Source organism: Mesorhizobium sp. M0500, assembly GCF_040321165.1.
Taxonomy (GTDB): domain Bacteria; phylum Pseudomonadota; class Alphaproteobacteria; order Rhizobiales; family Rhizobiaceae; genus Mesorhizobium.
Window position 1 is genome coordinate 154,240 of sequence record NZ_JAMYRB010000004.1, and the last position, 24,386, is coordinate 178,625.

The 24,386-nt window shown below is 63.1% G+C and carries 22 protein-coding genes; 10 read left to right on the forward strand and 12 right to left on the reverse strand.

Going from position 1 to position 24,386, the window contains the following annotated elements:
- Positions 1 to 84: 84 nt before the first annotated feature.
- From NKI70_RS10160 to NKI70_RS10180, 5 genes are all read left to right on the forward strand, one after another.
- On the forward strand, positions 85 to 1,611 hold the full coding sequence (locus tag NKI70_RS10160) for a DUF2778 domain-containing protein (protein WP_352699466.1): 1,527 nt from the start codon (positions 85 to 87) through the stop codon (positions 1,609 to 1,611).
- A 363-nt stretch (positions 1,612 to 1,974) separates the two neighbouring features.
- A complete protein-coding gene (locus NKI70_RS10165; protein WP_352569096.1) occupies positions 1,975 to 2,760 on the forward strand; it encodes a ThuA domain-containing protein in 786 nt (261 codons plus the stop codon).
- A gap of 53 nt (positions 2,761 to 2,813) precedes the next feature.
- Entirely contained in the window at positions 2,814 to 3,866 is a 1,053-nt protein-coding gene (locus NKI70_RS10170; protein WP_352569097.1) for a Gfo/Idh/MocA family protein, read from the forward strand.
- A gap of 32 nt (positions 3,867 to 3,898) precedes the next feature.
- Complete coding sequence (locus tag NKI70_RS10175) at positions 3,899 to 4,174, forward strand: GFA family protein (RefSeq protein WP_352569098.1); 276 nt, start codon at positions 3,899 to 3,901, stop codon at positions 4,172 to 4,174.
- A 478-nt stretch (positions 4,175 to 4,652) separates the two neighbouring features.
- Entirely contained in the window at positions 4,653 to 5,180 is a 528-nt protein-coding gene (locus NKI70_RS10180; RefSeq protein ID WP_031211934.1) for a c-type cytochrome, read from the forward strand.
- A gap of 432 nt (positions 5,181 to 5,612) precedes the next feature.
- Here NKI70_RS10180 and NKI70_RS10185 read toward each other — a convergent pair whose 3' ends face one another.
- Entirely contained in the window at positions 5,613 to 6,020 is a 408-nt protein-coding gene (locus NKI70_RS10185) for a hypothetical protein (RefSeq protein WP_352724545.1), read from the reverse strand.
- On the opposite strand from NKI70_RS10185, the gene NKI70_RS10190 reads away from it, so the two are divergent.
- The 3 genes from NKI70_RS10190 (at position 6,003) to NKI70_RS10200 (ending at position 8,453) form a co-directional block, all read left to right on the forward strand.
- Positions 6,003 to 7,190 carry a helix-turn-helix transcriptional regulator gene (locus NKI70_RS10190; RefSeq protein WP_352724547.1) on the forward strand — a complete coding sequence of 396 codons (1,188 nt, stop codon included), beginning with the start codon at positions 6,003 to 6,005 and terminating at the stop codon, positions 7,188 to 7,190. The two genes, NKI70_RS10185 and NKI70_RS10190, sit on opposite strands and share 18 nt — an antisense overlap.
- A gap of 109 nt (positions 7,191 to 7,299) precedes the next feature.
- Complete coding sequence (locus tag NKI70_RS10195; RefSeq protein ID WP_352569100.1) at positions 7,300 to 7,986, forward strand: hypothetical protein; 687 nt, start codon at positions 7,300 to 7,302, stop codon at positions 7,984 to 7,986.
- A gap of 14 nt (positions 7,987 to 8,000) precedes the next feature.
- Positions 8,001 to 8,453, forward strand: a complete 453-nt coding sequence (locus NKI70_RS10200; RefSeq protein WP_352699470.1) for a nuclear transport factor 2 family protein — start codon at positions 8,001 to 8,003, stop codon at positions 8,451 to 8,453.
- Positions 8,454 to 9,090: 637 nt separating this feature from the next.
- Here the strand turns inward: NKI70_RS10200 and NKI70_RS10205 are convergent.
- The 9 genes from NKI70_RS10205 to NKI70_RS10245 form a co-directional block, all read right to left on the reverse strand.
- The gene (locus NKI70_RS10205; RefSeq protein ID WP_352744094.1) at positions 9,091 to 9,819 is read right to left on the reverse strand and encodes an amino acid ABC transporter ATP-binding protein; all 729 of its coding nucleotides are present in this window, start codon (positions 9,817 to 9,819) and stop codon (positions 9,091 to 9,093) included.
- A 29-nt stretch (positions 9,820 to 9,848) separates the two neighbouring features.
- On the reverse strand, positions 9,849 to 10,523 hold the full coding sequence (locus tag NKI70_RS10210) for an amino acid ABC transporter permease (RefSeq protein WP_352587207.1): 675 nt from the start codon (positions 10,521 to 10,523) through the stop codon (positions 9,849 to 9,851).
- Positions 10,520 to 11,191: an amino acid ABC transporter permease gene (locus NKI70_RS10215; RefSeq protein WP_023720609.1), complete on the reverse strand. Its 672-nt coding sequence runs from the start codon at positions 11,189 to 11,191 to the stop codon at positions 10,520 to 10,522. The genes NKI70_RS10210 and NKI70_RS10215 overlap by 4 nt, the downstream gene beginning before the upstream one ends.
- A gap of 191 nt (positions 11,192 to 11,382) precedes the next feature.
- Positions 11,383 to 12,171 (reverse strand): ABC transporter substrate-binding protein, encoded by a 789-nt coding sequence (locus NKI70_RS10220; RefSeq protein ID WP_352587204.1) that lies wholly within the window; start codon positions 12,169 to 12,171, stop codon positions 11,383 to 11,385.
- 110 nt (positions 12,172 to 12,281) lie between these two features.
- Positions 12,282 to 13,445, reverse strand: a complete 1,164-nt coding sequence (locus tag NKI70_RS10225) for a saccharopine dehydrogenase family protein (protein ID WP_352699474.1) — start codon at positions 13,443 to 13,445, stop codon at positions 12,282 to 12,284.
- The gene (locus NKI70_RS10230) at positions 13,442 to 13,945 is read right to left on the reverse strand and encodes an Lrp/AsnC family transcriptional regulator (RefSeq protein ID WP_023677254.1); all 504 of its coding nucleotides are present in this window, start codon (positions 13,943 to 13,945) and stop codon (positions 13,442 to 13,444) included. The genes NKI70_RS10225 and NKI70_RS10230 overlap by 4 nt, the downstream gene beginning before the upstream one ends.
- A 384-nt stretch (positions 13,946 to 14,329) precedes the next feature.
- Positions 14,330 to 15,376, reverse strand: a complete 1,047-nt coding sequence (locus NKI70_RS10235; protein ID WP_352699476.1) for an acyltransferase family protein — start codon at positions 15,374 to 15,376, stop codon at positions 14,330 to 14,332.
- Between the two features lie 203 nt (positions 15,377 to 15,579).
- Complete coding sequence (locus tag NKI70_RS10240; protein ID WP_352699478.1) at positions 15,580 to 16,305, reverse strand: 3-keto-5-aminohexanoate cleavage protein; 726 nt, start codon at positions 16,303 to 16,305, stop codon at positions 15,580 to 15,582.
- Between the two features lie 177 nt (positions 16,306 to 16,482).
- Positions 16,483 to 18,366: a tetratricopeptide repeat protein gene (locus NKI70_RS10245; protein ID WP_352699479.1), complete on the reverse strand. Its 1,884-nt coding sequence runs from the start codon at positions 18,364 to 18,366 to the stop codon at positions 16,483 to 16,485.
- Between the two features lie 37 nt (positions 18,367 to 18,403).
- Between NKI70_RS10245 and NKI70_RS10250 the strand changes: the two genes are divergently transcribed.
- Positions 18,404 to 19,147 carry a 2OG-Fe(II) oxygenase gene (locus NKI70_RS10250; protein ID WP_352724548.1) on the forward strand — a complete coding sequence of 248 codons (744 nt, stop codon included), beginning with the start codon at positions 18,404 to 18,406 and terminating at the stop codon, positions 19,145 to 19,147.
- A gap of 30 nt (positions 19,148 to 19,177) precedes the next feature.
- On the opposite strand, the gene NKI70_RS10255 is transcribed toward NKI70_RS10250, so the two are convergent.
- A complete protein-coding gene (locus NKI70_RS10255) occupies positions 19,178 to 20,533 on the reverse strand; it encodes a sigma-54-dependent transcriptional regulator (protein ID WP_352724549.1) in 1,356 nt (451 codons plus the stop codon).
- A 6-nt stretch (positions 20,534 to 20,539) separates the two neighbouring features.
- Positions 20,540 to 22,399: a sensor histidine kinase gene (locus tag NKI70_RS10260; protein WP_352724550.1), complete on the reverse strand. Its 1,860-nt coding sequence runs from the start codon at positions 22,397 to 22,399 to the stop codon at positions 20,540 to 20,542.
- Between the two features lie 236 nt (positions 22,400 to 22,635).
- On the opposite strand from NKI70_RS10260, the gene NKI70_RS10265 reads away from it, so the two are divergent.
- Entirely contained in the window at positions 22,636 to 23,967 is a 1,332-nt protein-coding gene (locus NKI70_RS10265; RefSeq protein WP_352587190.1) for a dicarboxylate/amino acid:cation symporter, read from the forward strand.
- Positions 23,968 to 24,386 lie beyond the last annotated feature (419 nt).

Genomic DNA, 24,386 nt, shown 5'->3' on the forward strand with positions numbered 1-24,386 from the left:
CGGCATCGGCCGATTGAGAGTGGTTGAATGACGTTTGTAAGTGCGAAAACCCGGGGTGACAGTCCTGCAACTGGATTGACTTCGATGAGGCCCGGCCTACGCTGGGTCGCGGTTCCGGCCGTCGGCGCAGCCATTGCTTTATGGTCGGTGGCGACTTTGGCCGGCCTTTATTCAGTGGGAACCTCGCTCAGCGCCGCTTCCAACGGTCTCCCGCAAAGCCTGCTCGCGCCGCGCACCATCGCGCTTGCCGATCCTCGCCGCAGCCTTGCAAAGGCGCAGGCCCCGACATGGGCCGCGGCCAACGCGGCGCTGTCGGCCAAGCTGCTGCAGCACGGGTGCGATGCCAACTGCCTGCGGTCGGCGTCGAACTTCGTCCACCAGGGAAAATCGGCCCGCCTCAAGCGCAACACCGTGCCGCTTGTCGCCGATGCGTCGCGGCAATCGAGCTTCGACGACGTGGTGGCCAAAGCAGGGCTGTCGCCGCAAAAGCTTGCCGCCGCCTTTGCCCGTGCCGGCTCACCCGTCATGCTCGCAAGCCTGCCGGCCGACGCCCGGTTCGCCGAGCCGGTACGCATACCCGACCCGAACGGCCCGGCGTCGGTGCGCTTCGGGCCGGCGGTGGCGGAGATCGAACGCTCGTCGCGCCTGGCGCTGGCGCTGGCGAATACATTGCCGGAGCAGATGATCGATGTGCTCCCGGCCGCCATCGCGGCAAGCGAGCCCGCAGCCTCACAAGAGCTGCAAGAACCTGAGGTCCAGCTAGCCTCGCTGCCGCCGCAGGACGACATGTCCGACAGCATTCCGCTGCCGACGCTGCGTCCGCGGGCGGACATCGATAAGCCGGCCGAGGCGCCGCGGGCTCAAGCGTCAAGAGATCAGGCGCCAAAAGACCAGGCGCCAAAGGCCCAGGCGCAAAAGGATCAGGCATTGAAAACGGAGCCGCCCAAGGCGCAGGCCTCCAGGACCGCCAAGGCGAGCAAGGTGCAGACGGCCGACGCCCCGCCGGTCGAGACGCCCGGCAGCCTGTCGCCTCGCAATTCGTCACAAGCGGCAGTGCCGGCCGTGTCGGGCAAGCCGGGCAAACGGTCGAAGACGCAGGGCGGCGATATGCTGGCCTATGCCAAGCCCGACATGTCTTCCGGCGGTCTCGGCGGAGCCTTCAGGAACCTGTTCACCACGCCTAACCTGGGCAGCGGCGTCGCCGTCTACGACATCTCGGCCAAGACCGTCTACATGCCCGACGGCTCGCGGCTGGAGGCACATTCGGGACTGGGCGCGATGGTCGACCAGCCACGCTACGTCCACAAGAAGAATGTCGGCCCGACGCCGCCGGACACCTACAATCTGACGATGCGCGAATCGCGCTTCCACGGTGTCGAGGCGATCCGTCTGACGCCGGCCAGCGGCAGCAACAAATATGGCCGCGACGGCCTGCTCGCCCACACCTACATGCTGCGCGGCGGCCGCGCCGAATCGAATGGCTGCGTCGTCTTCAAGGACTATGCCCGCTTCCTCGCCGCCTACAAGAAAGGCAAGATCAAGCGCCTTGTCGTCGTGCCGCGCCTGTCGAAGCCGCTGACACGCGTCGCCCAAGAGGGGCGAGGGGCGTAGATTGCTCGCGGCAGCCCTTCATGGCTTCGTCATCCCAGGGCGGAGCGAACGCGAAGCGGAGCGCAGACCCTGGGATCCATGCCGTTACGTCAGCCGAAGAATGCAACGACGCAGATTGAAAGCCGTTCTGTAGCGATCCCTTTCACCTCCTGTCCTTCCCGCATCAAAAAGTCCCGCCCGTTGCAGCGCGGAGAGGTCACGGCATGGATCCCAGGGTCTTCGCGACGTCGCTTCGCGCCTGCTCCGCCCTGGGATGACGAAGCTGGGGAGGTTTGGCCAATCTCGAAGGTTTTCATTCCCGGCCGAGGATATTATGACTGACCCGTAAGGGCGGCTCCAGCTTCAAACAATCGCGAGGACATCATGACAATACACGCTGTCGTCTGGGGCGAGAATATTCATGAGCGGACCAACGAGGTGGTCGCGGGCATCTATCCCGAGGGCATGCATGCGACGATCGCCAATGCACTGAAGCTCGACCCGGAGATTTCGGTGTCGTGGGCGACGCTGGAGCAGAAGGAGCATGGGCTGCCGGCCGACCGTCTGGCCGAGACCGATGTCTTGCTGTGGTGGGGGCACAAGGACCATGGCGCCGTCGCCGACGAAGTGGTCGAGCGCGTGGCGCGCCGCGTCTGGGAAGGCATGGGGCTGATCGTTCTCCATTCCGGCCATTTCTCGAAAATCTTCAAGAAGCTGATGGGCACGCCCTGCACGCTGAAATGGCGCGAGGCGGGCGAGCGCGAACGGCTTTGGGTGACCAGCCCCAACCACCCTATTGCTGCCGGGATCGGCGAGTATTTCGAGCTCGAGAACGAGGAGATGTATGGCGAGCAGTTCGCCGTGCCGGAGCCGCTGGAGACCGTCTTCATCTCGTGGTTCCAGGGCGGCGAAGTGTTCCGGTCGGGGCTGACCTATCGCCGCGGCGCCGGTAACATCTTCTATTTCAGGCCCGGCCACGAGACCTATCCGACCTATCACGACGCCAACGTCCACAAGGTGCTGCGCAATGCGGTGAGATGGGCGCACAACCCGCAAGGCTCCAATCCGGCCATCCTCGATGCGCCGAACGTGCCGGTGGAAAAGGCGCTCGAGCCGATCGTCGAGCGCGGCGGAAAACTTCATTCCGCGGGCGAAGCCGGCTTTCGCTAGACCAAATCCATGATCGAACAAGAAGATAAAGCCCTGTCCTAAGGATAAGAATCATGCGCCTCTTGATACTCGGCACCGGTTGGATGGCGGAGGAGCACGCCAGGCAGTTCGGCAAGATCGAGGGCGTCGAACTGATCGGCGCCGTCGATCTCGACCGTACGCGTGTCGACAAATTTTCGGACATCTACGGTATCCCCAACCGGTTCGCGTCGCTGGACGAGGCGCTGGCGTGGGGCAAGTTCGACGCGGTGGCGAACGTGACGCCCGATCGCATCCACCATCCGACCACCATGATGCTGATCGCGGCGGGCAAGCCGGTGCTGTGCGAGAAACCGCTGGCCGAAAACTTCGAGAAGGCCAGTGAGATGGCCGATGCCGCCGAGCGGGCCGGCATCATCAACATGGTCAACCTGACCTATCGCAACGTCGCGCCGCTGCAGAGGGCGCGCGCCATGGTGCTGGCCGGCGAGATCGGCACGGTCAGGCATGTCGAGGCGTCCTATCTGCAGAGCTGGCTGATATCCAAATTCTGGGGCGACTGGCGCACCGATCCGAAATGGCTGTGGCGGCTGTCGCGCGGCCACGGCTCAAATGGCGTGCTGGGCGACGTCGGCATCCACATTCTCGATTTCGCCAGCTATGGCGCGGCGCTCGACATCGACCATGTGTTCTGCCGCCTGAGATCCTTCGACAAGGCGCCCGGCAACCGGATCGGCGAATACGAGCTCGACGCCAACGACAGTTTCACCATGGCGCTCGATTTCAGCAATGGCGCCTTCGGCGTCGTCCATGCCAGCCGCTGGGCAACCGGCCATCTGAACGAACTCCGCCTGCGCATCTACGGCGACAAGGGCGGCATCGAAGTCGTGCACAATCTGACCGGCTCGGAGCTGAAGGCCTGCATCGGCGAGGATGTCGAGAACGCCAAATGGCAAGTTCTGGACGCCGGAACGGTACCGACCAACTACCAGCGCTTCGTCGATGCGGTCCGCAACGGCGTCCAGGCCGAACCGTCATTCCGCCATGCGGCCGAATTGCAGAAGGTGCTCGACCTCGCAGTCGTGTCGGATGAGAAGCGGGCCGAATTGAGCACCGATACGCAGTGATATCGTTCAGGGAATCGTGAGAGGAGCCAGCCATGATCACGCGGCGCGCCGAATGTTCCTGCGGTCAGCTGTCAGCCACCTGCTCGGGCGAGCCGGTACGCGTCTCGCTCTGCCATTGCTTGGCCTGCAAGCGACGCACCGGCAGCGCGTTCAGCTTCAACGCGCGGTTTTTGGACGGTGACGTTTCTGTCCAGGGCCGCTCTGCGGAGTTCACGCGCATTGGCGACGAGGGCGGCCGCGTCATCTACAGCTTCTGCCCGATTGCGGCACCACCGTCCATTACCGGATCGACACTCAGCCCGGTCTGACCGCCATCCCGGTGGGCGCTTTCGCGGACCCTGCGTTCCCGCCGCCCTTCCTGTCCTTCTACCACGAGAACCGGCGCTGCCAGTGGGTCGAGGTCCGAACCGAACCTTTGGCGACGTTCGGCTGAAGCCGCCGGCCACAGCCGGCTGACGTTTTAGGTCAAAACCCAATCATTCTGAACGACCGAGTTCGACCCGGTCCGACCGTACAAGGCATTTCAGGCGACGAAGTCGATCCATCACCGTGCGTGGCTCGATCGCGCCAAAACAAGGCATTGTGCGTCGGCTGAGCACGCTCCATCACACTTGCGCTCAACGGGGCACGACAAGTGCCGACGGTCCAATTGATCGCTGATAGTTAATACGTGCTGGCCATGCTAGAATTTAGCGTCCCCGACGCGGTTAAAATCGGGGAATTGCGACCGGTTGACGGCGCGGGAGGTCGACGGACAAACCACGAACAGACCACAGGGAGGAAGCAATGTTTCGGACACCAGTTCATCTTGCATTCTTGACAGCGTCGATTGTTGCCCTGCCATCTTACGCGGCCATGGCCGATGACACACAGATCGCACGCGGCGAATATCTGGTTACGATTGCCGGCTGCAGCGACTGTCACACATCCGGTTACTTCTTCGGGAAGCCCGACATGTCGCACTTCCTTGGCGGTTCAGATGTGGGCTTCGAGATTCCTGGCCTTGGTGTCTTTGTCGGCCGTAATATCACGCCTGACAAGGAGACCGGTATCGGAAGCTGGACCCCGGAGCAGATCGTCACCGCGATCCAGACCGGCGAACGGCCGGACGGCCGCATCCTGGCGCCGATCATGCCTTGGCGCGATTTTGCGCATCTCACCGCGGATGACGCCATGGCGATCGCGGCATTCCTCCAAAGTGTGAAGCCGGTCAGCCACCAGGTTCCCGGCCCGTTCAAACCCGGGGAAGCGGTGTCGACCTTCATGATGCGGATTATGCCGCCGGGGGAAACCGCAGCCGCTGCAACGAAGTAGGGCGGCTTTGATCGGAATGAGATTTTTCGCCGAATAATGGGTGAATGTCCGCCTTGGAGATGGTGAGGCCGATGCTGGAACGGCAGAAATGGGTCGATCGAGCCGTTGCGCGAGGGGAGCTTTGAGAAGCGCCATGAATGTCGCGATATTGGCGCTACCTACTCGTTCCCGTCGACGAGACGAATGGCAGCATTCCACCCTTCCCGGTCCTCGGCGGCGGACGCGATGAACGGCTCGATTGAGCCCGAAACCAACTTCTGTCACATCGGTAATCTGGCGCCACCTCCTCGGCAAGATATGTGCTATTCTGAGACTATGCCCGCGCCCTCCGACCGATCACCCGACAAGTTGCCGGAAGACGGTGCAGTTGCATCGGATCCGTATGCGGAGCTAGCCAATCGCGGCGATTGGTCCAGGCTTCACCGCGAACTGTCAGACAGAGACCGCTGCAGTGAACTTGACGGCGCCGAGCTCCAGCGCCTCGGGGAAGCCGCCTACATGCTTGGGCGCGAGGAGGAATTCGTTCGGGACTACGAGAGGGCCTTCGAAGAGCATCTCCGGAACGGACGCGAACGATCCGCAGCGCGTTGCGGCTTCTGGATCGGGCTCACCCTGATGTTTCGCGGTGAATTCGCCCAAGGCAGCGGATGGCTGACCCGCGCCAACCGGCTGGTCGAGGACCATACGCAGGAATGTGCAGAACACGGTTACCTTCAGCTCCCAATGGTCGAACAACGCCTCGCCGCCGACAGTCCGGACGAAGCATTCGCGCACGCAACACGTGCCGCGGAGATCGGACAGCGCTGCGAAGATCCGGACCTCTTGGCTATCGCGCGCCATCTTCAGGGCCGGATATTGATCCTGCGCGGCGACTATGTGCGCGGCTTCGAACTGCTGGACGAGGCGATGGTTTCGGTCACCTCGGGCCGGCTCTCACCGATCGTTACCGGGCTGGTCTACTGTAGCGTGATCGAGATCTGTCAGAAATTTCATGCCACGGGTCGTGCGAGGGAATGGACATCGGCGCTGGTCGGATGGTGCGCGGGACAGCCCGACATCGTTGCCTTCACCGGCAGATGCCTGATCCACCGAGCCGAAATCCTGATCCTCGACGGCCACTGGGACGAGGCCGGCCGCGAGGCCGGTGTCGCCAGCATCCGCCTTCAGCAGGGGCCCTCGAAGCACCACGCGGGTCCGGCATTCTACCAGAAGGGCGAGGTATTTCGCCTCCGCGGCCAATGGGACGAGGCCGATGCCGCCTATCGCGCAGCGAGCAGGCTCGGGTTCGATCCGCAGCCGGGGCTGGCGCTTATGCGATTGCAGCAGGGGCACGAGCAGCCGGCCCTTTCGGCGATCCGCCGCGCACTGCAGTCCGTCGACGACATGCCGGGCAAACTCCGCCTCTTGCCGGCTGCGGTGGAAATCACTCTCGCTGTCGGTTCGGCCGATGACGCTTGGGAGCTGTGCGAAACACTGCACGACTGCGCGCGCCAATATTCCGCGGATGCAGTCCGCGCCGCAGCCGCCGAGGCTACCGCGCGGGTGCTGATCCATGCTGGTCGAGCCGCGGAGGCATTGGCCCATATCCGGCGCGCGGTAGCGATCCTCTGGGAGCTTCGGGCGCCCTATCATCTTGCCCGGATGCGAGTGCTGACAGCGCGGGCCTGTCTCGCAACCGGCGATACTGAAGCGGCGCGGACCGAACTGGACGAAGCGATAAGACTTTTCCGCGAGCTCGGCGCGCGCCCCGACGAGGCCGTTGCCGGCAAGCTGCGGGTCACCATGACGGCGATAGGCAGCGAAGTTCTCACCCCCAGACAGACGCAGGTTCTGCGCCTGATCGCGTCAGGCCTGACCAACCCGGAAGTTGCCGGCGAGCTCGGTCTGAGCCAGCGGACGGTAGACCGTCACGTTAGCGATATCCTGACGCGGCTGAACGTGCGCACGCGCGCGGCAGCCACGGCCTATGCGGTCGAGCACGCCCTGATCGGCATGGACGTGTTTGGGTAATCCTACCCAAGCCAAAATTTCTCGTTGCGTGGGTACTTACGCCGAAGCGGGCAACCGTGGCGCGGGTCTAAACCTCATGGCGTGGTAAAGGCCGCAGGAGGTTTTCCCGATGCAAACGAATAATAACAACATGAGCGGGCCGGGCGGTGTCTGGCTCGCCACCGGAACGCTGCTGCTGGCGGCTGCGCTCGTCTTTCACGGGCCACCGGACGCGGATTTGTCTGTTCAGATGCAGAATATCGCCGAGGGCCATGGGCGATGGGCTACGGTCCATTGGACGGCGGCAGCGGCGCTGTTCCTGATCGCCGGCGCTTCGTTCCTGAACCTGGCGCTCAACCCCCGGGTCCGGCATTCGCCGATGCTGAGTTCTGCCTGGATGGTGATGGCTCTCGGCGCCCTGACCACGTTCTCCACCGCAGTCGCCGAGGCATCGGTGGTCGCGGTCGCGGCGGACCGGGGTGACACCAGCGCCTTCATGACCTGGTGGGCGTTTTCCGGCGGCATGGGTAACGGATTCTGGGCGCTCGCCCTGGCGACAGCGCTTGTCGCGTATCACGACGCCCGCGATGACGTCGGGATACTGCCCCGATGGGCCGCGATCGTCGGCTCGGCGTTCGGTATCCTTTCGGCAACCGGGTGGACACTCGGTGAGCAGCTCGGGATCGGCATCGGAGGTCCGATCTGGCTGATTTCCTCGCTTCTCATGTGCCTGTGGCTCGCGTGGTACGGGCTGTCCTCAAGGAGCCTCCGGTCGGGCAAGCCACAGCGCAAAGCGCCTGATCCAGCATCATCGTAAGACAGGAGGAAAAAATGTCCCTTCAAACGAAGGAAATCGAAGCGACGATCCACGACGTCCACGAATTCTTCACCGACTGGGTGACGGGCCGATGCCGTGGCGACGGTGCGACGTTCAAGAAGAACGCGCTCGACCGGATCAGCGAAGATCTGGTCGCCATCATGCCAGGCGGCAGGGCGTTCGGGAAAAAAGACTTCGCAGGTTACATGAAGAGCATCTACGGATCGAATCCGGCCTTCCGTATCAAGATACGCGACATCCGGATCAGCCATCAAAGCGCCGACCTGGCGGTCGTGAACTACCACGAATGGCAACGCGACGCGAAGGACTCCGATCAACCGAACAATGGCCGGGTCACGACGATGGTGGTCCGCGATCGCGGCTACAGCCGGGGGCCCGAGATCTTGCAAGTTCATGAAACTTGGCTCCCAGCCGATGTCGTTCAGTCCGCGGATTTCGCGTTCTGAGAAGCGTCGGTCCGAAACGGGCAGAGAAAGGAATTGCGCTGGCGGGACCATCGGCTCTGCCGGCGCCATCGAGCCGGAACTGTGCTTCTTTCAGCCCGTCGGCTGGGTCGAGATCAGCGCCGACCCTCTGGCGACGTTTGGCTGAAGACGCCGGCCACGGCCGGCTGACGTTTTAGGTCAAAACCCAATCATTCTGAACGACCGAGTTGAACCCTCTGCAGACCTCTCGGCATGCTGTGTAAACCACGTCCGTTAGTTGATATTGAGGGCCAGGGACTCGGCCGCTATATTGAAAGCGTGATGCGCTTTCTCTAATTCGCAAGTTGCTTCTTCCGCCTGCCTGCTCGCTATTAACAATATTCTTGTCCGATTTTTTCGTTTGGGAGGCCGGCATGTCAGGATTGTAATCAATCAATTAGAGCGCCTAAAGACGGCGAAAGGGGAAGAGCTTTTGACTGCGGATCGGTTAGAGGATGGAAAGATTGCTAACGTAGCTCCACCGCCTATCCCGAGTGACAAGCGCATTAAGATTGAGCGTGGCGACAGAGCTGTGACCAAGGTCACGGTGCGCGAGTCCTAAGGTCGATTTCCACTCATCTCGGTCGCAGCCGGCAGTCAGCTAATTGAGTTGTTAGCCCTAATGCCGCAGGATCTTGCTCAGGAAGGCGCGGCTGCGGTCGGTCTTCGGGTTGGAGAAGAACTCGTCCGGGGTGCCGCTCTCGACAATGGCGCCGGCGTCCATGAACACAACGCGCTGGGCGACCTTGCGGGCAAAGCCCATTTCGTGCGTCACCACCATCATGGTCATGCCTTCCTCGGCCACCGCGACCATGACGTCGAGCACTTCGGAGATCATCTCGGGATCGAGGGCCGAGGTCGGCTCGTCGAACAGCATGATCTTGGGGCGCATGCCGAGGCAGCGGGCGATCGCCACGCGCTGCTGCTGGCCACCAGACAGCTGCGCCGGATAGGCGTTCACCTTGTCGGCGAGGCCGACCTTGGCGAGCAATTCGCGCCCGGCCTTCTCGGCTTCAGCGCGCGGGATCTTGCGGACATGGATCGGCGCCAGGGTGACGTTCTCGAGCGCCGTCTTGTGCGGGTAGAGGTTGAACGACTGGAAGACGAAGCCGATCTCGGTGCGCAGCCGCGTCATGTTGGTGGCGGGGTCGCCGAGGCGCTGGCCGTCGACCGTCAGGTCGCCGTCGCGGATCGTCTCCAGCCCATTGATGCAGCGGATCAAGGTGCTCTTGCCCGAGCCGCTCGGGCCGCAGACGACGACCACTTCGCGAGGCTCGACGCTCAGCGTGATATCCCTGAGCACGTTGAGCTGGCCGAACCATTTGTTGACGCCGCGAAATTCGATCATGCCGGTGCCATTTTTGCTGGGGTTCGACATCACAATTGCACCTCGCCATGCGCCGCGCCGATACGTTGCTCCAGCCGGCGGGCCAGCATGATCAGGGGGTAGCAGACGATGAAGTAACCGAGCCCGACGAGGAAGAAGACCAGCAGCCCATTGGGTACACGCTGCACCACCAGCCAGCCGACGCGGGTGAGGTCGGTGAGGCCGATGGCCGAGACGACCGAGGAATCCTTGATCAGCAGCACATATTGCCCGACCAGCGGCGGCAGCACGATGCGCATCGCCTGCGGCAGCACCACCTGGCGCATGCGCTGCCAGCGCGACAGGCCGGACGCAAGTGCTGCCTCGACCTGGCCGGTCGGCACCGAGCGGATGCCGGCGACGACGATCTCGCAGATGAAGCAGGCGGCCAGGTTGGTCAGCGCGATGATGCCGGCGGTGAAGGCGTCGAGCTCGATGCCGAGTTCCGGCAGGATGAAGAAGATCAGGAAGATCTGCACCAGGAACGGCGTGCCGCGGATCAGGTCGACCCAGGCACCGATCGCGCCGCTGATCAGCCGGTTGCCGCCGGTGCGCAGGATGCCGAGGCCGAAGCCGAGCAGCGTGCCCAGCACCAGGCTGATCAGCGACAGCACCACGGTCATGCCGAGGCCGCGCAGCGCCAGGGGATAGCTGCCGGCGACGCTTTGCAGCTGCTGCCAGATCATGTCCGTGCCCCCGCCAGGCCGAGCCAGCGCCCGGAGAGCGCCGCCAGACCCTTCAGCCCGTAATAGAGCAGCAGGTAGAAGGCGGCGATGGTGATGAAACCCTCGGCCGGCATGAAGCGGTCGGAGGCGAGCAATTGTCCGGCGCGCGTCAATTCGGCGACCGAGATCAGCGACAGTAGGGCGGAATCCTTGACCAGCACGATCGCCTGGCCGAGCAGCGGCGGGATCGTCACCTTGAACGCCTGCGGCAGGATGACGAGGCGCATGCGCTGGACATAGGTCATGCCCGAAGCGACGCCGGCCTCCACCTGGCCGCGCGGGATCGACAGGATGCCGGCGCGGATGATCTCGGCGACGTAGGCGCCGCTGTTCAGCGACAGGGCTAAGATGCCGACGACGAGCTCGGGCAGGACGAAGCCGAGCCGCGGCAGGCCGAAATAGAGGAAATAAAGCTGCGCCAGCAGCGGCGTGGCGCGCACCGCGTCGATATAGGCCTTGGCCGGGACGCGGAACAGCCGGCCGCGCTGCAGGTTCATGGCGGCGAGCACGATGCCGACGGCGAGCGCGCCGGCAAAGGAGAGGACAGACAGCCACACGGTCGTGACGAGGCCCTGCCCGAACAGGGGCAGATATTCGACGATGGTGCGGAAGCTGAAGTTTTCGAGCATGGTGGGGCGGTGAATGTGAATAGTGAATGGTGAATAGTGAATAGTGAATAGTGAGTAGTGAGTAGTGAGTAGTGAGTAGTGAGTAAGGCGTACGCGAGTAGCGAGTAGCGAGTAGCGAGTAGCGAGTAGCTCTTCTCTGCTCCCTATTCCCTACTCACTATTCACCATTCACCATTCACCATTCACTCTACTCAGTGATCCTTCTTCCAGGCGTCGGAATTCACCCAGTAATCGAGGTTCTTCTGCAGGCGGCCGTCGAGGCTGACCTGGTCGAGGAACAGGTTCATCCAGACCAGCAGGTCCTGCTCGTCATAGCGCGTGGCGAAGGCCAGCGGCTCCTTCGACAGCATGTCCGGCATGATGATGAAGCTGCCGGCCGGGTAAGCGGTTGACTGGCCCTTGACCGCCGAGACGTCGTTGACGCCGCAATCGGCCTGGCCGTTGTTGACGGCGTCGAGCAGCAGCGGGCCGCCGCCCTTGTAGCTCTTGATATCGGCATCGGGGAAGGCGGCCTTGGCTTCCTTCTCGCCGGTGGCGCCGAGTAGCACCGCGATCTTGGTGCCCTTGGCCTTGCAGTCCTCGGTGGACTTGAAGGCGGTCCCAGCCTTGGTGAAGACTGTGCTGCCCGTGTACATGTAAGGCTTGGTGAAGGCGACCTTCATTCCACGCGCCAGTGTCGGGGTCATGTCGGCGACCAGAAGATCGGCCTTGCCCGACAGCAGCGCCGGGATCAGGCCGTCCCAGTCGAAGTCGAGGAAGGTGATCTTGACGCCCATTTCCTTGGCCATCAGTTCGGCGAGTTCGACCGAACTGCCGGTGCGTTCGCCGGCGGCACCCACCAGCGAGAAGGGCGGGCCTTGCGTCTGCACCGCAACGCGCAACTCACCGCGCTTGGTAATCTCGTCGAGCGTTCCCGCACTGGCGGCAGCGGTAAGGCCGGCGAGCGCAAGTCCGGCGATGAAAAGCTTGGCAATGTTCATTTGGGCATTCCTCCTTGTTGTCGTTTGTTGTTCCACTTGTCGTTTCACCCCCTTGGGGTGCCTTTTGAGCGGCGGCGCCGTTGCCGGCGGCAACCACCGTTCGAAAATCTTCAATCCCAGCTCACCGTTTCGGCGACATTGATGCCGCGCTTGGCCAGCTCATCGAGGAAGCGGCCATCCGGCACATGCAGCAGCGGGTTGAGCAGGCCGGGCGCGGCGATCTCGCGCCGTGCCAGCATCTGCGCCACGATGCTGGCGGGATAGCCGACGCCAAGGCTCATGCCGAACAGGCCGGAGGCGAGGTCGCGCTCGATGACCAGCTCTGAGGTCACCGTCTTGCGGCGGCCGCCTTCGCTGCCGACAAAGACGTTGCGCATGACGCAAAGGTCCTTTTCGTCCGCGCCATATTGCAGTTGCGGGCCAAGCAGCCGGCCGAGGAATTCGCGTGGGCTGACGCCGGTGCCGGGCACCTTGTCCTCGGACAGGAAGCCGAGCTGCTTCAGCGGCGCCCAGAACGCCGACCAGCCGGGCCAGCGCAGCGAATAGCGGCCGGAGCGCTGCAGTCCCTTGGCGGCGGCGAGCATGCCGGCATAATGCGGCGCGTCGCCATTGGGGAAGGCTTCCAGCCTGCCCAGCCCCGCCACCTCGATCTCGTGGATGAAACGATTGTCGTGCTGGCGGGCGGCCGGCACATCGACCCGCTTGCCGTCCTCGACCAGCACGCTGTCGCGATTCTGGCTGGCCAGAACCATGTCGAAATTCCAGCTCACCTTGTAGCGCAGCGGCTCGACCACCGCTTTCGGCTCGGGAATGCCGCCGCAGTAGGAATCGATCGCGGTGATGGTGTCGAACTGGCTTGCGGCGCGCGCGTAGAGCACAAGGTCGATGCCGGGGTCGAGCCCGCATTCGGTCACGATCGAAACGCCGGCCTTTTCGGCCTCGGGCGCGAGGTCGCCGATGGCCTTGCCGTAATTGGTGGTGACCAGCGGCGTGCGCGTGGCGATCGCCGCCTGCACCGCCTCGCGCATCAGCGGTTGCGGCAACAGGTCGATGACCGCGTCGACGTCCTTCATCACATCGGCCAATGCTGGGCCGATCGCGCCCTCCGGCACGACGAAACGCACCCGGGCAAGGTCGGTCAGGCCGCCAAGTCGCGCAGCGCCGTCGGTTGCGGTGTCGAGGCAGACCACTTGCTCGACGCCGTCGCTGGCAACGAGGTCGGCGATCGCCGCCCGGCCTTGCAGGCCGAGGCCGCCGAGAACCGCGATCTTCATGCCATTTCCTTCCGCGTCTCGTCCGACCAGCAGCCTTCCGGCAGGCTGACCCATTTGTTGCAGGACGCCATGACGACGAAGGTTTCGCTGCGCACGACCTCGCCCGGCTCGCCGGCGCCGGGGATCAACTCGCTGGTGACGCGGTAGAGATCGGCGACATCGCCGGCCACGGTCACGTCGACGATGATGTCGAAGCGCCCGGTGACGACGGCGGCCGAGTTCACGAAAGGCAGTTCGGAGATGCGCTGCGCCAGTTCTCGTGCCCGGCCGCGCCCTTGCGCATTGATGCCGACGATCGCCGAGATCAGTTCGGGGCGTTCGGTCAGGTTGAGCAGCCCGACGATCTTGAGCAGGTTGCGGTCGAGCAGGTTGCGCAGCCGCATGCGCACCGTCGGCACCGAGATCGCCATCTTCTCGGCGAGGCGGTTGACGCCAAGCTGCGCATCTTGCGACAGCAGCTTGACCAGTCGCCGGTCGGTCTGATCGAGATGTTCCCGCAAACGCTCAGGCTTTCATAAATGGAAAGAAACGATCGTATTTTCTTTCTTATATGAAAATACCTTATGAGAGATTTTTAACAACGGCAAGAGCCATGTCATCCGCCGTGCCGCTGTGCCTATCGGCAGTTTCGTCGATGTCGCCACATTTTGTTCTTGCTTTGTGCCGGCAGCTATGCTACTAATTTGGGTATGGTGCTGATTCACACCGACGACCCGCCCGCCGAGGCGGTTTTTTTGTGTTCAGGATACCTTTGGAGGTTCAGCGCCGCCGGTTTGAGGCTGGCGGGACAGCGCCGTTCGGGACGCGCTGTATTCGAGGGTGCGCAAGAGGTGCAACGCACCTCCATAGCACGCCGACCAAGTTGGTGGGGGCGCAGCCGCAACTCATTGTGCCTTCACCTGATGGGCGGAACGGCTCATCCGCAATATGGCCAAAAGCGGCTTTTCAATAAAACTGTAGCTGGCCAGGCAGACGGCAATGCAGGCGGTGACAATAACCGCGCCTGCAAGCCATGGTGACAGATTGGCGCTTGCAACGACAGGAGCGGTCGCAAGCAGCACGATAGGATGCGTCAGATAGAGAGAGTAGGAGGCATCGCCCAACCTTGCCAGCAGGCGAGGAGCAAAAAGCCGGAAGTAGCTTTCCAGGCTGATGCAACCGGCGACAAGGATCAAGGCCGGGATTCCCTGAGCAAGGGTTCGCGGCAAGTTGAAGCCAAGTACCATCACCAGCATGGACACGATGGCGAACACGAGCGCCGAGACACCCAGGACGGTAGGCAAACGCGCCAGTCTGCCGACCAGGTGGCCGAGCGCCATGCCGGCAAGGAACTCAAACAGGATTGGCGTGGTATAGAAAAACAGCACAGTGTCGGCGGCGGGTTTGAAGACGATGCGCGCCGCTACGGCGGTTGCAAAGACAACGCCGACCATGGCCATTTGCGTCAGCGTGCCGAAACGCATAGTCGCCGCGAACAGAATGTAAAACAGGATTTCCAGATTGAGCGTCCAACCCACGCCAAGCACCGGTTGGACATAGCCTGTGACCGTATCGAGATAGGCTATGAAAAGCAGGCTATTGGTTATCTGCTCAAGAAACACTGCACGACCGGCAAACAACCAAAGTGCGGCGACCATAAGGAAGGTCATAACCCAATAGAACGGAACGACGCGCGTGAAGCGCTGCATCAAAAAAGCACGGTGGTCGGCGCGTCTGTTCTCTGTCGAGAGAACCATTACAAAACCACTAATGACGAAAAACAGGTCGACGCCGCTGTTTAGAACGGGAATACGCAGATCGAGCATGCCCAGCGCGGCCGGAAGATGATAGATAACAACCATGAGAGCTGCCAGCCCCCGCAGTACCTGTATCGATGTATACTGTTGAATCCGACGCGGCGCAGCGTGATCATTCTGTGGAATGATGTTCATCAAAAAATGGTCCCCGGTGCAGGAGAGCATTAACATACGTGATCGTTGATGTGCCGATTAATTGTTGGTTTAATTAACACGTAAAGTTTTAGATAAGTTTTATTGATATAGCGTGCCGCCACACTTATGCTCGGCCGACTTTGGCCTGCCTCGTTGCCAAACTTGGCATCTCCCCAGTGAAGAGGAGATTGGCCGTTCCCGCGCTAACGGCTGGACTCGAAGATAGCGACGGCTGCCGCTGTCAGCGCAGCGTTACTAGATGCTACTGTTCCATCAGGGAGCTCCTTGCCGTCTTCCAGTCCGACGCGCGTCGACCAACGGCGTTCCGCCGCCCGGTGCACGAAAGGCCAGACCGTGGCGTCGGCGCCGTGCAGCAGGATTGCCCGGCGCATTCCGGCGCCGTCGAGCACGGCAGCGATATCGTCGCTGATCTCCAGCGCAGCGTCCGGCTCCTGCTCGGAGATTTCGATCAGGATCCGCAGCACGCGTTTGCCATGGTCGAGGCTCACCAGGCGTTCGGCGTCGGCGACGGAGGCAAGCCCCGCCTCGATGCCAATGCCGCGCTGGCGCAGACGCTCCATGATAGCGGGCGCGGCGTCTTCGCTGAGATTGACCGAGGCATAGTCGGGCAGTTCGCTCCAAGCGGCGATCGCGGCCAGCGTGCGCGCATCGTCATTCTCGATCCAGGCCCCTGTCGACACGCCGATCAGCGTTCCAGGGCAGGCGCGGCGGAGCGCCAGCACCGTCCGATCCATCGCCGCCGGAGCCAGGCTTTCGCGACCGTCCAGCCCGCGGGCATGAACATGCAGTTCGGCGGCACCGGCGGCGACGCAGGTGGCACCGTCGCGCGCCATGGCTTCGGGATCAAGCGGCAGTCGCGGGTGGAAATCGGCGCTGCGCGCGCCATTGATGCAGGTCTGGACGATCATGCCGGGGGCAGTCCGGTTACGGTTGCTGCCAGTCTAGCGCGGGCCAGTGAAAACCGGAATCGCGCTGGCGAAGGCTCCTGACATATGGACGCCGGCCGGCTTGGATCAGTCTGGCAGAATGCACCTCTATCGTGTTCGGATCAGTCTTCTTAGCAAACGAACATCCGTCGGGCAGAGTTACGGCGAAACACCCAACTCGCGTAACGCAGCGTTGGCGGCACGGTATTCGATAAAATTCTTTGGACAATGGCTGATGGTATGCCTGTAAAGCCATAGGGCCTGATCGCGTTGCCCTTTGAGCCGGCTGAGTTCCGCGCCGTAGAAACCGATCTCGCAAAACTTGCCGTGTTTCTTGGCTGGGTCCGGGTCATCGGCGTCGTTCAATGTCGCGGTGGGCGTCTTTTCGCCAAGCAGCATTCGAACCACAGGCGCTGGCCACTTCGTCATGTCGAGCTTGGAAGCTGCCTCCCGCAAATGGCTCGCCGCGCCGTTGCGTCGCTCAACAATATCCAGCCACATGGCAAAATAGGCGTAGTCGGGCTCGAGAGCGGCCGCCTTTTCAAAGTCAGCCTGCGCCTTGGCCAGCGAGCCGGAATAGAAATAAAGAACACCCCTGTTTGAGTAGCTGTACGGATAATTCGGATCGAGCAGGATCGCCTGATCGAAGTCAGCAATGGCGCGACCATCGCCGGCCTTTCCCATCCAGGCAATGCCACGGTTGTGGTAAATTCTTGCATTTTTCGGATCGAGACCAATCGCCCGGTCGTATTCGGCGATGGCCCGATCGTACTCACCTCGCTTGTTCCAGAGAAAGCCTCGGTTGCTGTAGGCGATGGCAAGTGTTGGGTCGATATCGATTGCGCGACTGTAGTCCGCGAAGGCGCGAATATCGTTCCCCTTTGCCACCCAGGCCAAGCCCCGATTATTATATGCGAGGGCTTGTTTCGGGTCGAGCTTGATTACCTGGTCGTAGTCGGCGATGGCGCGATCATTGTCTCCCTTGCTAGCCCAGGCGATACCTCGATTGAAGTACGCTTTGGGGTCTTTCGGATCGAGGCTGATCGCTTTGTCGTAGTCGGCGATGGCGTGGTCATTGTCGCTCTTGCCTGACCAGGCCACCCCTCTGTTGAACCAGATGCTCTCATCGTTCGGATCGAGGCTGATGACTTGGTTGTAGTCGGCGATGGCGCCGTCAAAATCGCCGGCCATCAGCCGGGCGTTGCCGCGCCGGTAGTAGGCATGCGCGTTTTTCGGATCGAGGCTGATCACCTTGTCATAGTCGGCCAGCGCGCGCTCCTCTTCGCCCCTGCCGGTCAACGCATCGGCTCGGCCATTCAGGGAACCGGCGTCGTTCGGGTTGAGCCTGATGGCCCGATCGAAGTCGGCTATCGCGCGGTCGTCGTCGCCTTTGCGTGACCAGATCAGCCCGCGATTGTGGTAATTTCTGCCGTCTCCCGGATTGAGGCTGATTGCCCTGTCATAGTCGGCCAAAGCCCGGTCGTCCTCGCCCTTGAAGGTCCACGCGACGCCGCGGTTGTAGTAGGCATCGCCATATTTCGGGTCCAGGCTGATCGCCTTGTCCAGATCGGCGATGCCCTTGTCGTAGCCGCCCTTGAAGACCCAGCTGATGCCCCGGTTGTAGTAGCCGCTGGCGACGGTCGGTGCGATGCCGATGAACGCGCTGTAGTCGGCGATCGCGCGGTCATAGTCGCCTCGTTCCGTCAGGGCATTGCCGCGCTTAAAATAGGCAATACCGCGGTTTTCGACGGGCTCTGTCGCATCCTCGATCATGCGCGTGCAGGCGGGAATCCGCACCGCCGGATCGACCTCATCGTCGCTGACGCAGTCGCTGCTGGCGGACAAGGCCGGGAGCGCCGAGACCAGCATGACGACGAGGCAAACGAGGAATTGCCGGACTGCCCCGTCCCTTTGTCGAACCCGTCCGATCAAATCACCCCCCATCGCGGCAAGCCCCGCTGCATTGTATTCAACGAAATCCCCGAGACAATCGCTAACGAGTTCACCCGGCAAGAAACGGGTGGTCCGCGCGCGCCGTTTCACCCATCTCAATGACAGAGAAGCCACAGGAGGCGAAGCCATGACCATCCATTCGATAGGCGCGAAAGCGGCGGTGAAATCGGCGGAGGTGCGCGTTGCCGGATATGACTGGCGGAAGCTGGCCGATGAGCTGAGCGGCTATGGCTGCGCGGTGATGGAAAAGCTGCTGACGCCGCAGGAGTGCCGGCAGATTGCCGAACTTTATTCGGACGAGAGCCATTTCCGCAGCCATGTCCATATGGCGCGGCATGGCTTCGGCAAAGGCGAGTACCGCTATTTCCGCTATCCCTTGCCCGACTTGATCGGCGGCTTGCGCACCGCGCTCTATCCGCGCCTGGCCGCGGTCGCCAACGACTGGAACGAGCGCATGGGTATTGCGCAGCGCTATCCCGACGAACACGCCGCGTTCCTCGAGCAATGCCACGAGCAGGGCCAGACGCGGCCGACGCCGCTCCTGCTGCAATATGTTCCCGGCGACTTCAACTGCCTGCACCAGGATCTCTACGGCGATCTGGCGTTCCCGCTGCAGGTGGCGATCCTGTTGTCGGAACCAGGCAAGGATTTCACCGGCGGCGAGTTCGTGCTGACCGAGCAGCGTCCGCGCATGCAAAGCCGCGCCGAGGTGGTGCCGCTGCGCCGGGGCGATGCGGTCGCCTTCGCGGTCCACAATCGACCGGTCCAGGGCAGCAAGGGCAATTACCGGGTCAATCTCAGGCACGGCGTCAGCCGGCTTCGCTCCGGCATGCGCCACACTGTCGGTATCATCTTCCACGACGCCAAGTAACCGAGCCGCCCGGTCGAGGCCCGGCGGCGGTTACCGGGAAAAATCGCTGCGCACGATGCCGTGGCGCTGGAGCTTGTCGTAGAAAGTCTTGCGCGGAATCCCCAGCGCTTCGATCGTGCGCCTGACGTCGCCGTCGTTGCGGCCAAGCGTCTCGCGGATGATGTCGGCCTCGTAGCGCTCCAGCCGCTCCGGCAGCCTCATGGCGGTGTTCGATTGGGTCGGGGCAGGGGGTTGTGCTTCGGCGCCTTCCTCCAACCCAAGCACGAACCGCTCGGCGAAATGCGCCAGTTCGCGCACATTGCCCGGCCAGTCATGGTCGCTCAGATGGCGATGCACCGAAGCCGGCACTGCCGGCACCTGGCGGTGGAAACGGGCGGCGGCGCGCTCGGCGAAATAGAAGAACAGCAGGGCGACATCGTCGCGGCGTTCGCGCAGCGGCGGGATCGAGATCGTCACCACGTTGAGCCGATAATAGAGATCCTCGCGGAAAGCGCCGCGCTGGCGCGGATCACCGAGATCGACCTTGGCGGCGGCGACGACGCGCAGATCCACCGGCCGCACCTCGTTGGTGCCGAGCGGGGTGACCTCGCGCATCTCCAGCACGCGCAGCATCTGCACCTGCGTCGAGACCGGCATGCTTTCGATCTCGTCGAGGAACAGCGTGCCGCCGCTGGCGTGCTCGATGCGGCCGATCCGTTTCTTCTGCGCGCCGGTGAAGGCGCCGGCCTCATGGCCGAACAACTCGCTCTCGATGACGGTCTCCGGCAGCGTGCCGCAATTCAGCGCGACGAAATTGCCCTTGGCGCGGCGGCTCCAGCGATGCAGAAGGCTTGCCACCACCTCCTTGCCGGAGCCGGTCTCGCCGGTCACCAGCACATCGACGTCGGTGTCGGCGATCTGGCGTAGTGTGCGGCGCAGCCTGTCCATCGCCGGCGTCTGGCCGATCAGCGGCAGGCCGTCCTGCGCCTCTCCGGCCGCCTCGCGCAAGGCCCGGTTCTCCATCACCAGGCGGCGCTTTTCCGCTGCGCGGCGCACGCTCTGTACCAGCCGGTCGGCGGCGAAAGGCTTGGTGATGAAGTCGTAGGCGCCGTCCTTGATCGCCTTGACGGCCATGGCGATGTCGCCATGCCCGGTGACGAGGATGACGGGAATGTCGGTATCCAGCCGCAGGATGCGGTTGAAAAGCTGCAAGCCGTCAATCTGAGGCATGCGGATATCGGACACCACGACGCCGACAAAACCGGCGTCGAGCCCGGCCAGCGCCTCGGCCGCCACCGCAAAGGCCGAGACCGAGAAGCCGGCAAGCTCCAGCGTCTGCGCGGTGGCCTTGAGGAGATCGCGGTCGTCGTCGATCAGGATCACCGGCGCGGCATTGTCGTTCGTCATGATGGCTTACGCTGCTGTCTGGAGATGAATGGTGAAGCGGGTGCCGCTGTCGTCGCTCGAAACCTCGATGCGGCCGCCATAATCGGCGACGATGTCCTTCGAGATGACGAGGCCAAGGCCAAGGCCTTTTTCCTTGGAGGTGTTGAACGGCGTGAACAGCGATTTGAGGATCGCGGGTGGAATGCCCGGTCCGTTATCGAACACGCCGACGGTCACGCCGTCCGCGGTCTCCTCGATCGACACCTGCACATGAGCGTCGTCGCGGCCGTCGAGTGCTTCGAGCGCGTTCTGGAAGAGGTTGATCAGCACCTGTTCGAGCCGCACCCGATTGCCCATGACCTTGAGGCTCGGCGGCGGCAGGTCGATGGCCAATGCGTCGAGCCGGCCGGCAAAGCGGCTTCTCAACAGCATGACGGCGCCTTCGATAACACCACGTAATTCGACAGGCTCGGCGGCGGTGCGGCCCTTGCGGGCAAATGCCTTCAACTCCTCGGTGATTGAGCCGATGCGTTCGGTAAGGGCTGCGATAGCGCCGAGGTTTTCCTCGGCCGGCCCGGTCTGCTTGCGGTCGAGGAAGGTGCGGGCATTGTCGGCATAGGCGCGTATGGTGGCGACCGGCTGGTTGATCTCATGGGCGACGCCGGCAGCGACCTGGCCGAGGATGGCGAGGCGGTTGGCCTGGACCAGATCCTGCTGCACGATTTGGAGCTTGGCTTCCGTGCTGCGGTGGCCTGTTATCTCGGCCTGCAGCCGGTCGCGGGCGCGGCTCAAATCCTCGGTCCGTTCGACGACGCGGCGTTCGAGTTCGGTGCGGGCCGCCTGTTCAGCGGCAATCCGCATCTGCGCCGACTGCCGGCGCCACAACAGATACGCGGCAAGGCCGAGCAGCGGGACGACGACGCCGAGCGCCAGAAGCCGCATTTCGCGGACGGCGGCGGCGATCGGCGCTTCGACCGGGACAAGATAGTCGAGCCGCCAGGGGGTCGAAGGAACCGTCGTGGAAAGGCTGAGATACTCCGCGTCGCTGCCGCCGGGCGTCACCGCGTGGACGATCGACACATCCGGGCTGAGCGCCCGCAGGTGCTTGATCGGCAACGGCACAAGCGGCGCGTCGCCGAACTGTTGGCTGTCGCGGATCGCGGCTTGCTTAGGTGCGGCCAGCGGTGCGGTTGTCATGAAGCGCCAGGACGGCACGCTGGTGATCAGCACGACGCCATTCTCGTCGCTGACATAAGCCGGGCGGTTCGCCTCGCGCCAGTCGGCTTCGAGCTGGTCGAACTCCATCTTGACGACGACGACGCCGAGCGGTGCGGCTGCATCGCCGACGCGGCGCGAAATGTAGAGGCCGGGGCGCTTGCTGACATTGCCGAGCGCAAAATACTCGGCGGTTCCGGCCTGCATCGCGCCGGAGAAATAATCGCGGAAACGGTAGTCATTGCCGACGAAGCTGATCGGCTCGCGCCAGTTGCTGGAGGCGATCGCCAGTCCATCGGTGCCGACGACATAGAGTACCGACGCCTTGGTGCCCGAGACCAGCCCCTCGAGCTTGCGGTTCAGCACATCGATTGCCGCGGCATTCTTCTGCGACAGCGCGTCACGCACTTGCTGGTCTGCGGACAAAAGCAGCGGCAGGGCGCGCGGGCTTTCGAGCACCGCGCGCAGCAGCGCGACCTTCAGATTGGCGTCGGTACGCCCCTGCGCCGCCAGGGTCCCGATCTCGGCGGTGCGGCCATAGAGGCCGGCGCCGTAGAGCGCTGCCGTGACGATCAAAAGCGCGATGGCCGCAAACAGCAGCCAGGCTCGGCGCGCCCGCCTGGCGAGTTGCTCGGGCGTCGAAGACAAGGCACCGGCGGGGCGTTGCAGCATCGCCCATTTGTGCATGAACTCGCACAAAACACAATTCGACCTATGCGGAGATTCGCACTTGGCTAGGTGTCCAGCAGTGCGGACGTTGTCGAATGCTCAACAAAATCAATGATGAAAAGCTCTTCTGCGTATCTGGCACGGCTGTTGCAAGCACGAATTCAGCAGTCGCGAGGCTGCTGGTCAAAACAACTGCCCCGGGGAGTCGAGCTTTCGATCGGGGCGCCATGGAGGACGTCATGCAGACAGCAATCGCTGCCGCCGAGCCGCGCGGCAAACTTCCCTTATACCGGCATCTTTATGTGCAGGTGCTGGCGGCGATCGCCGCCGGCGTGCTGCTCGGCCATTTCTATCCCGAAACCGGCGAGGCGATGAAGCCGTTCGGCGACGCCTTCATCAAGCTGGTCAAGATGGTGATCGCGCCGGTGATCTTCCTGACGGTGGCGACCGGTATCGCCGGCGTTTCCGACCTGCAGAAGGTCGGCCGCGTCGCCGGCAAGGCGATGATCTATTTCCTGGTGTTCTCGACGCTGGCGCTGGTCGTCGGCCTGGTCGTCTCCAATGTCGTCCAGCCCGGCGCCGGCATGCACATCAATCCGGCAACGCTCGATACCACCAAGGTGGCGGCCTATGCCGAGAAGGCGCACGACACAACCATCGTCGGCTTCCTGATGAACATCATCCCCGACACCATCACCGGCGCCTTCGCGCAGGGCGACATCCTGCAGGTGCTGTTCTTTTCGGTGCTGTTCGGCGTCGCCCTGGCGCTGGTCGGCGATCGCGGCCGTCCGGTCGTCGATTTTCTGCAGGCGCTGACCACGCCGATCTTCCGCCTCGTCGCCATCCTGATGAAGGCCGCGCCGATCGGTGCGTTTGGCGCCATGGCCTTCACGATCGGCAAATACGGCATCGGCTCGATCGCCAATCTCGCCATGCTGATCGGCACATTCTATCTTACCGCGCTGCTGTTCGTGCTGGTGGTGCTCGGCGCGGTTGCCCGCTACAACGGCTTCTCGATCCTGGCGCTGATCCGCTACATCAAGGAAGAGCTGCTGCTGGTGCTCGGCACCTCGTCCTCGGAAGCGGCATTGCCGGGCCTGATGGCCAAGATGGAGCGCGCCGGCTGCAACCGCTCGGTGGTCGGTCTGGTCATCCCGACCGGCTATTCCTTCAATCTGGACGGCACCAACATCTATATGACGCTGGCGGCGCTGTTCATCGCGCAGGCGACCGACACGCCGCTCACCTACGGCGACCAGATCCTGCTGCTCGCTGTCGCCATGCTGAGCTCCAAGGGTGCCGCCGGCATCACCGGCGCCGGCTTCATCACCCTGGCGGCAACGCTTTCAGTCGTCCCCACCGTGCCGGTCGCCGGCATGGCGCTGATCCTCGGTGTCGACCGCTTCATGTCGGAATGCCGAGCGCTGACCAACTTCATCGGCAACGCGGTGGCGACAGTGGTGGTGGCGCGCTGGGAGGGAGAACTCGACCAGACGAAGTTCGCCGCCGCCATGGCCGGCGACTTGCCGGAGGAAGTCGACCTGTCGCTGCCGGGTTTGCAGGCCGCCTGACCGTCTAGGCCACATGACCACAAGGCCCCGGAGGCGGTTCGCCGGCTCCGGGGCAAAAGGGCCGGCGGTCGCGGCATGCCGCCTGAAACGCAACCTGAAGTGGCGCTATTTTCGACGCGGGGCTTGTTCCAGCCGCATTTGCAGGCCAGTATCCGCCATGCCTTCAGGGCACCCGTCCGCTTCGCTCCCGACCTGATCGTGAAGCGAGACATTTCCGTCGGGCTCGGTTTGCAACATCATCCTTGCCGAACCGTCGGAGCTTTTGCTGCCGACCGCGTTCTGACTATGGCGGCAGCCCTCGAAGGCAATGGCGGCCTCACTGCGAAGTCGCAAGCGAAACGTGACCCGTCCTCCTGGTGGAAAGCGCAAGCTTTTCTGAGGGAACTCGTCGCGCCTGAAGAGGGGCACTTGAAGAGGGG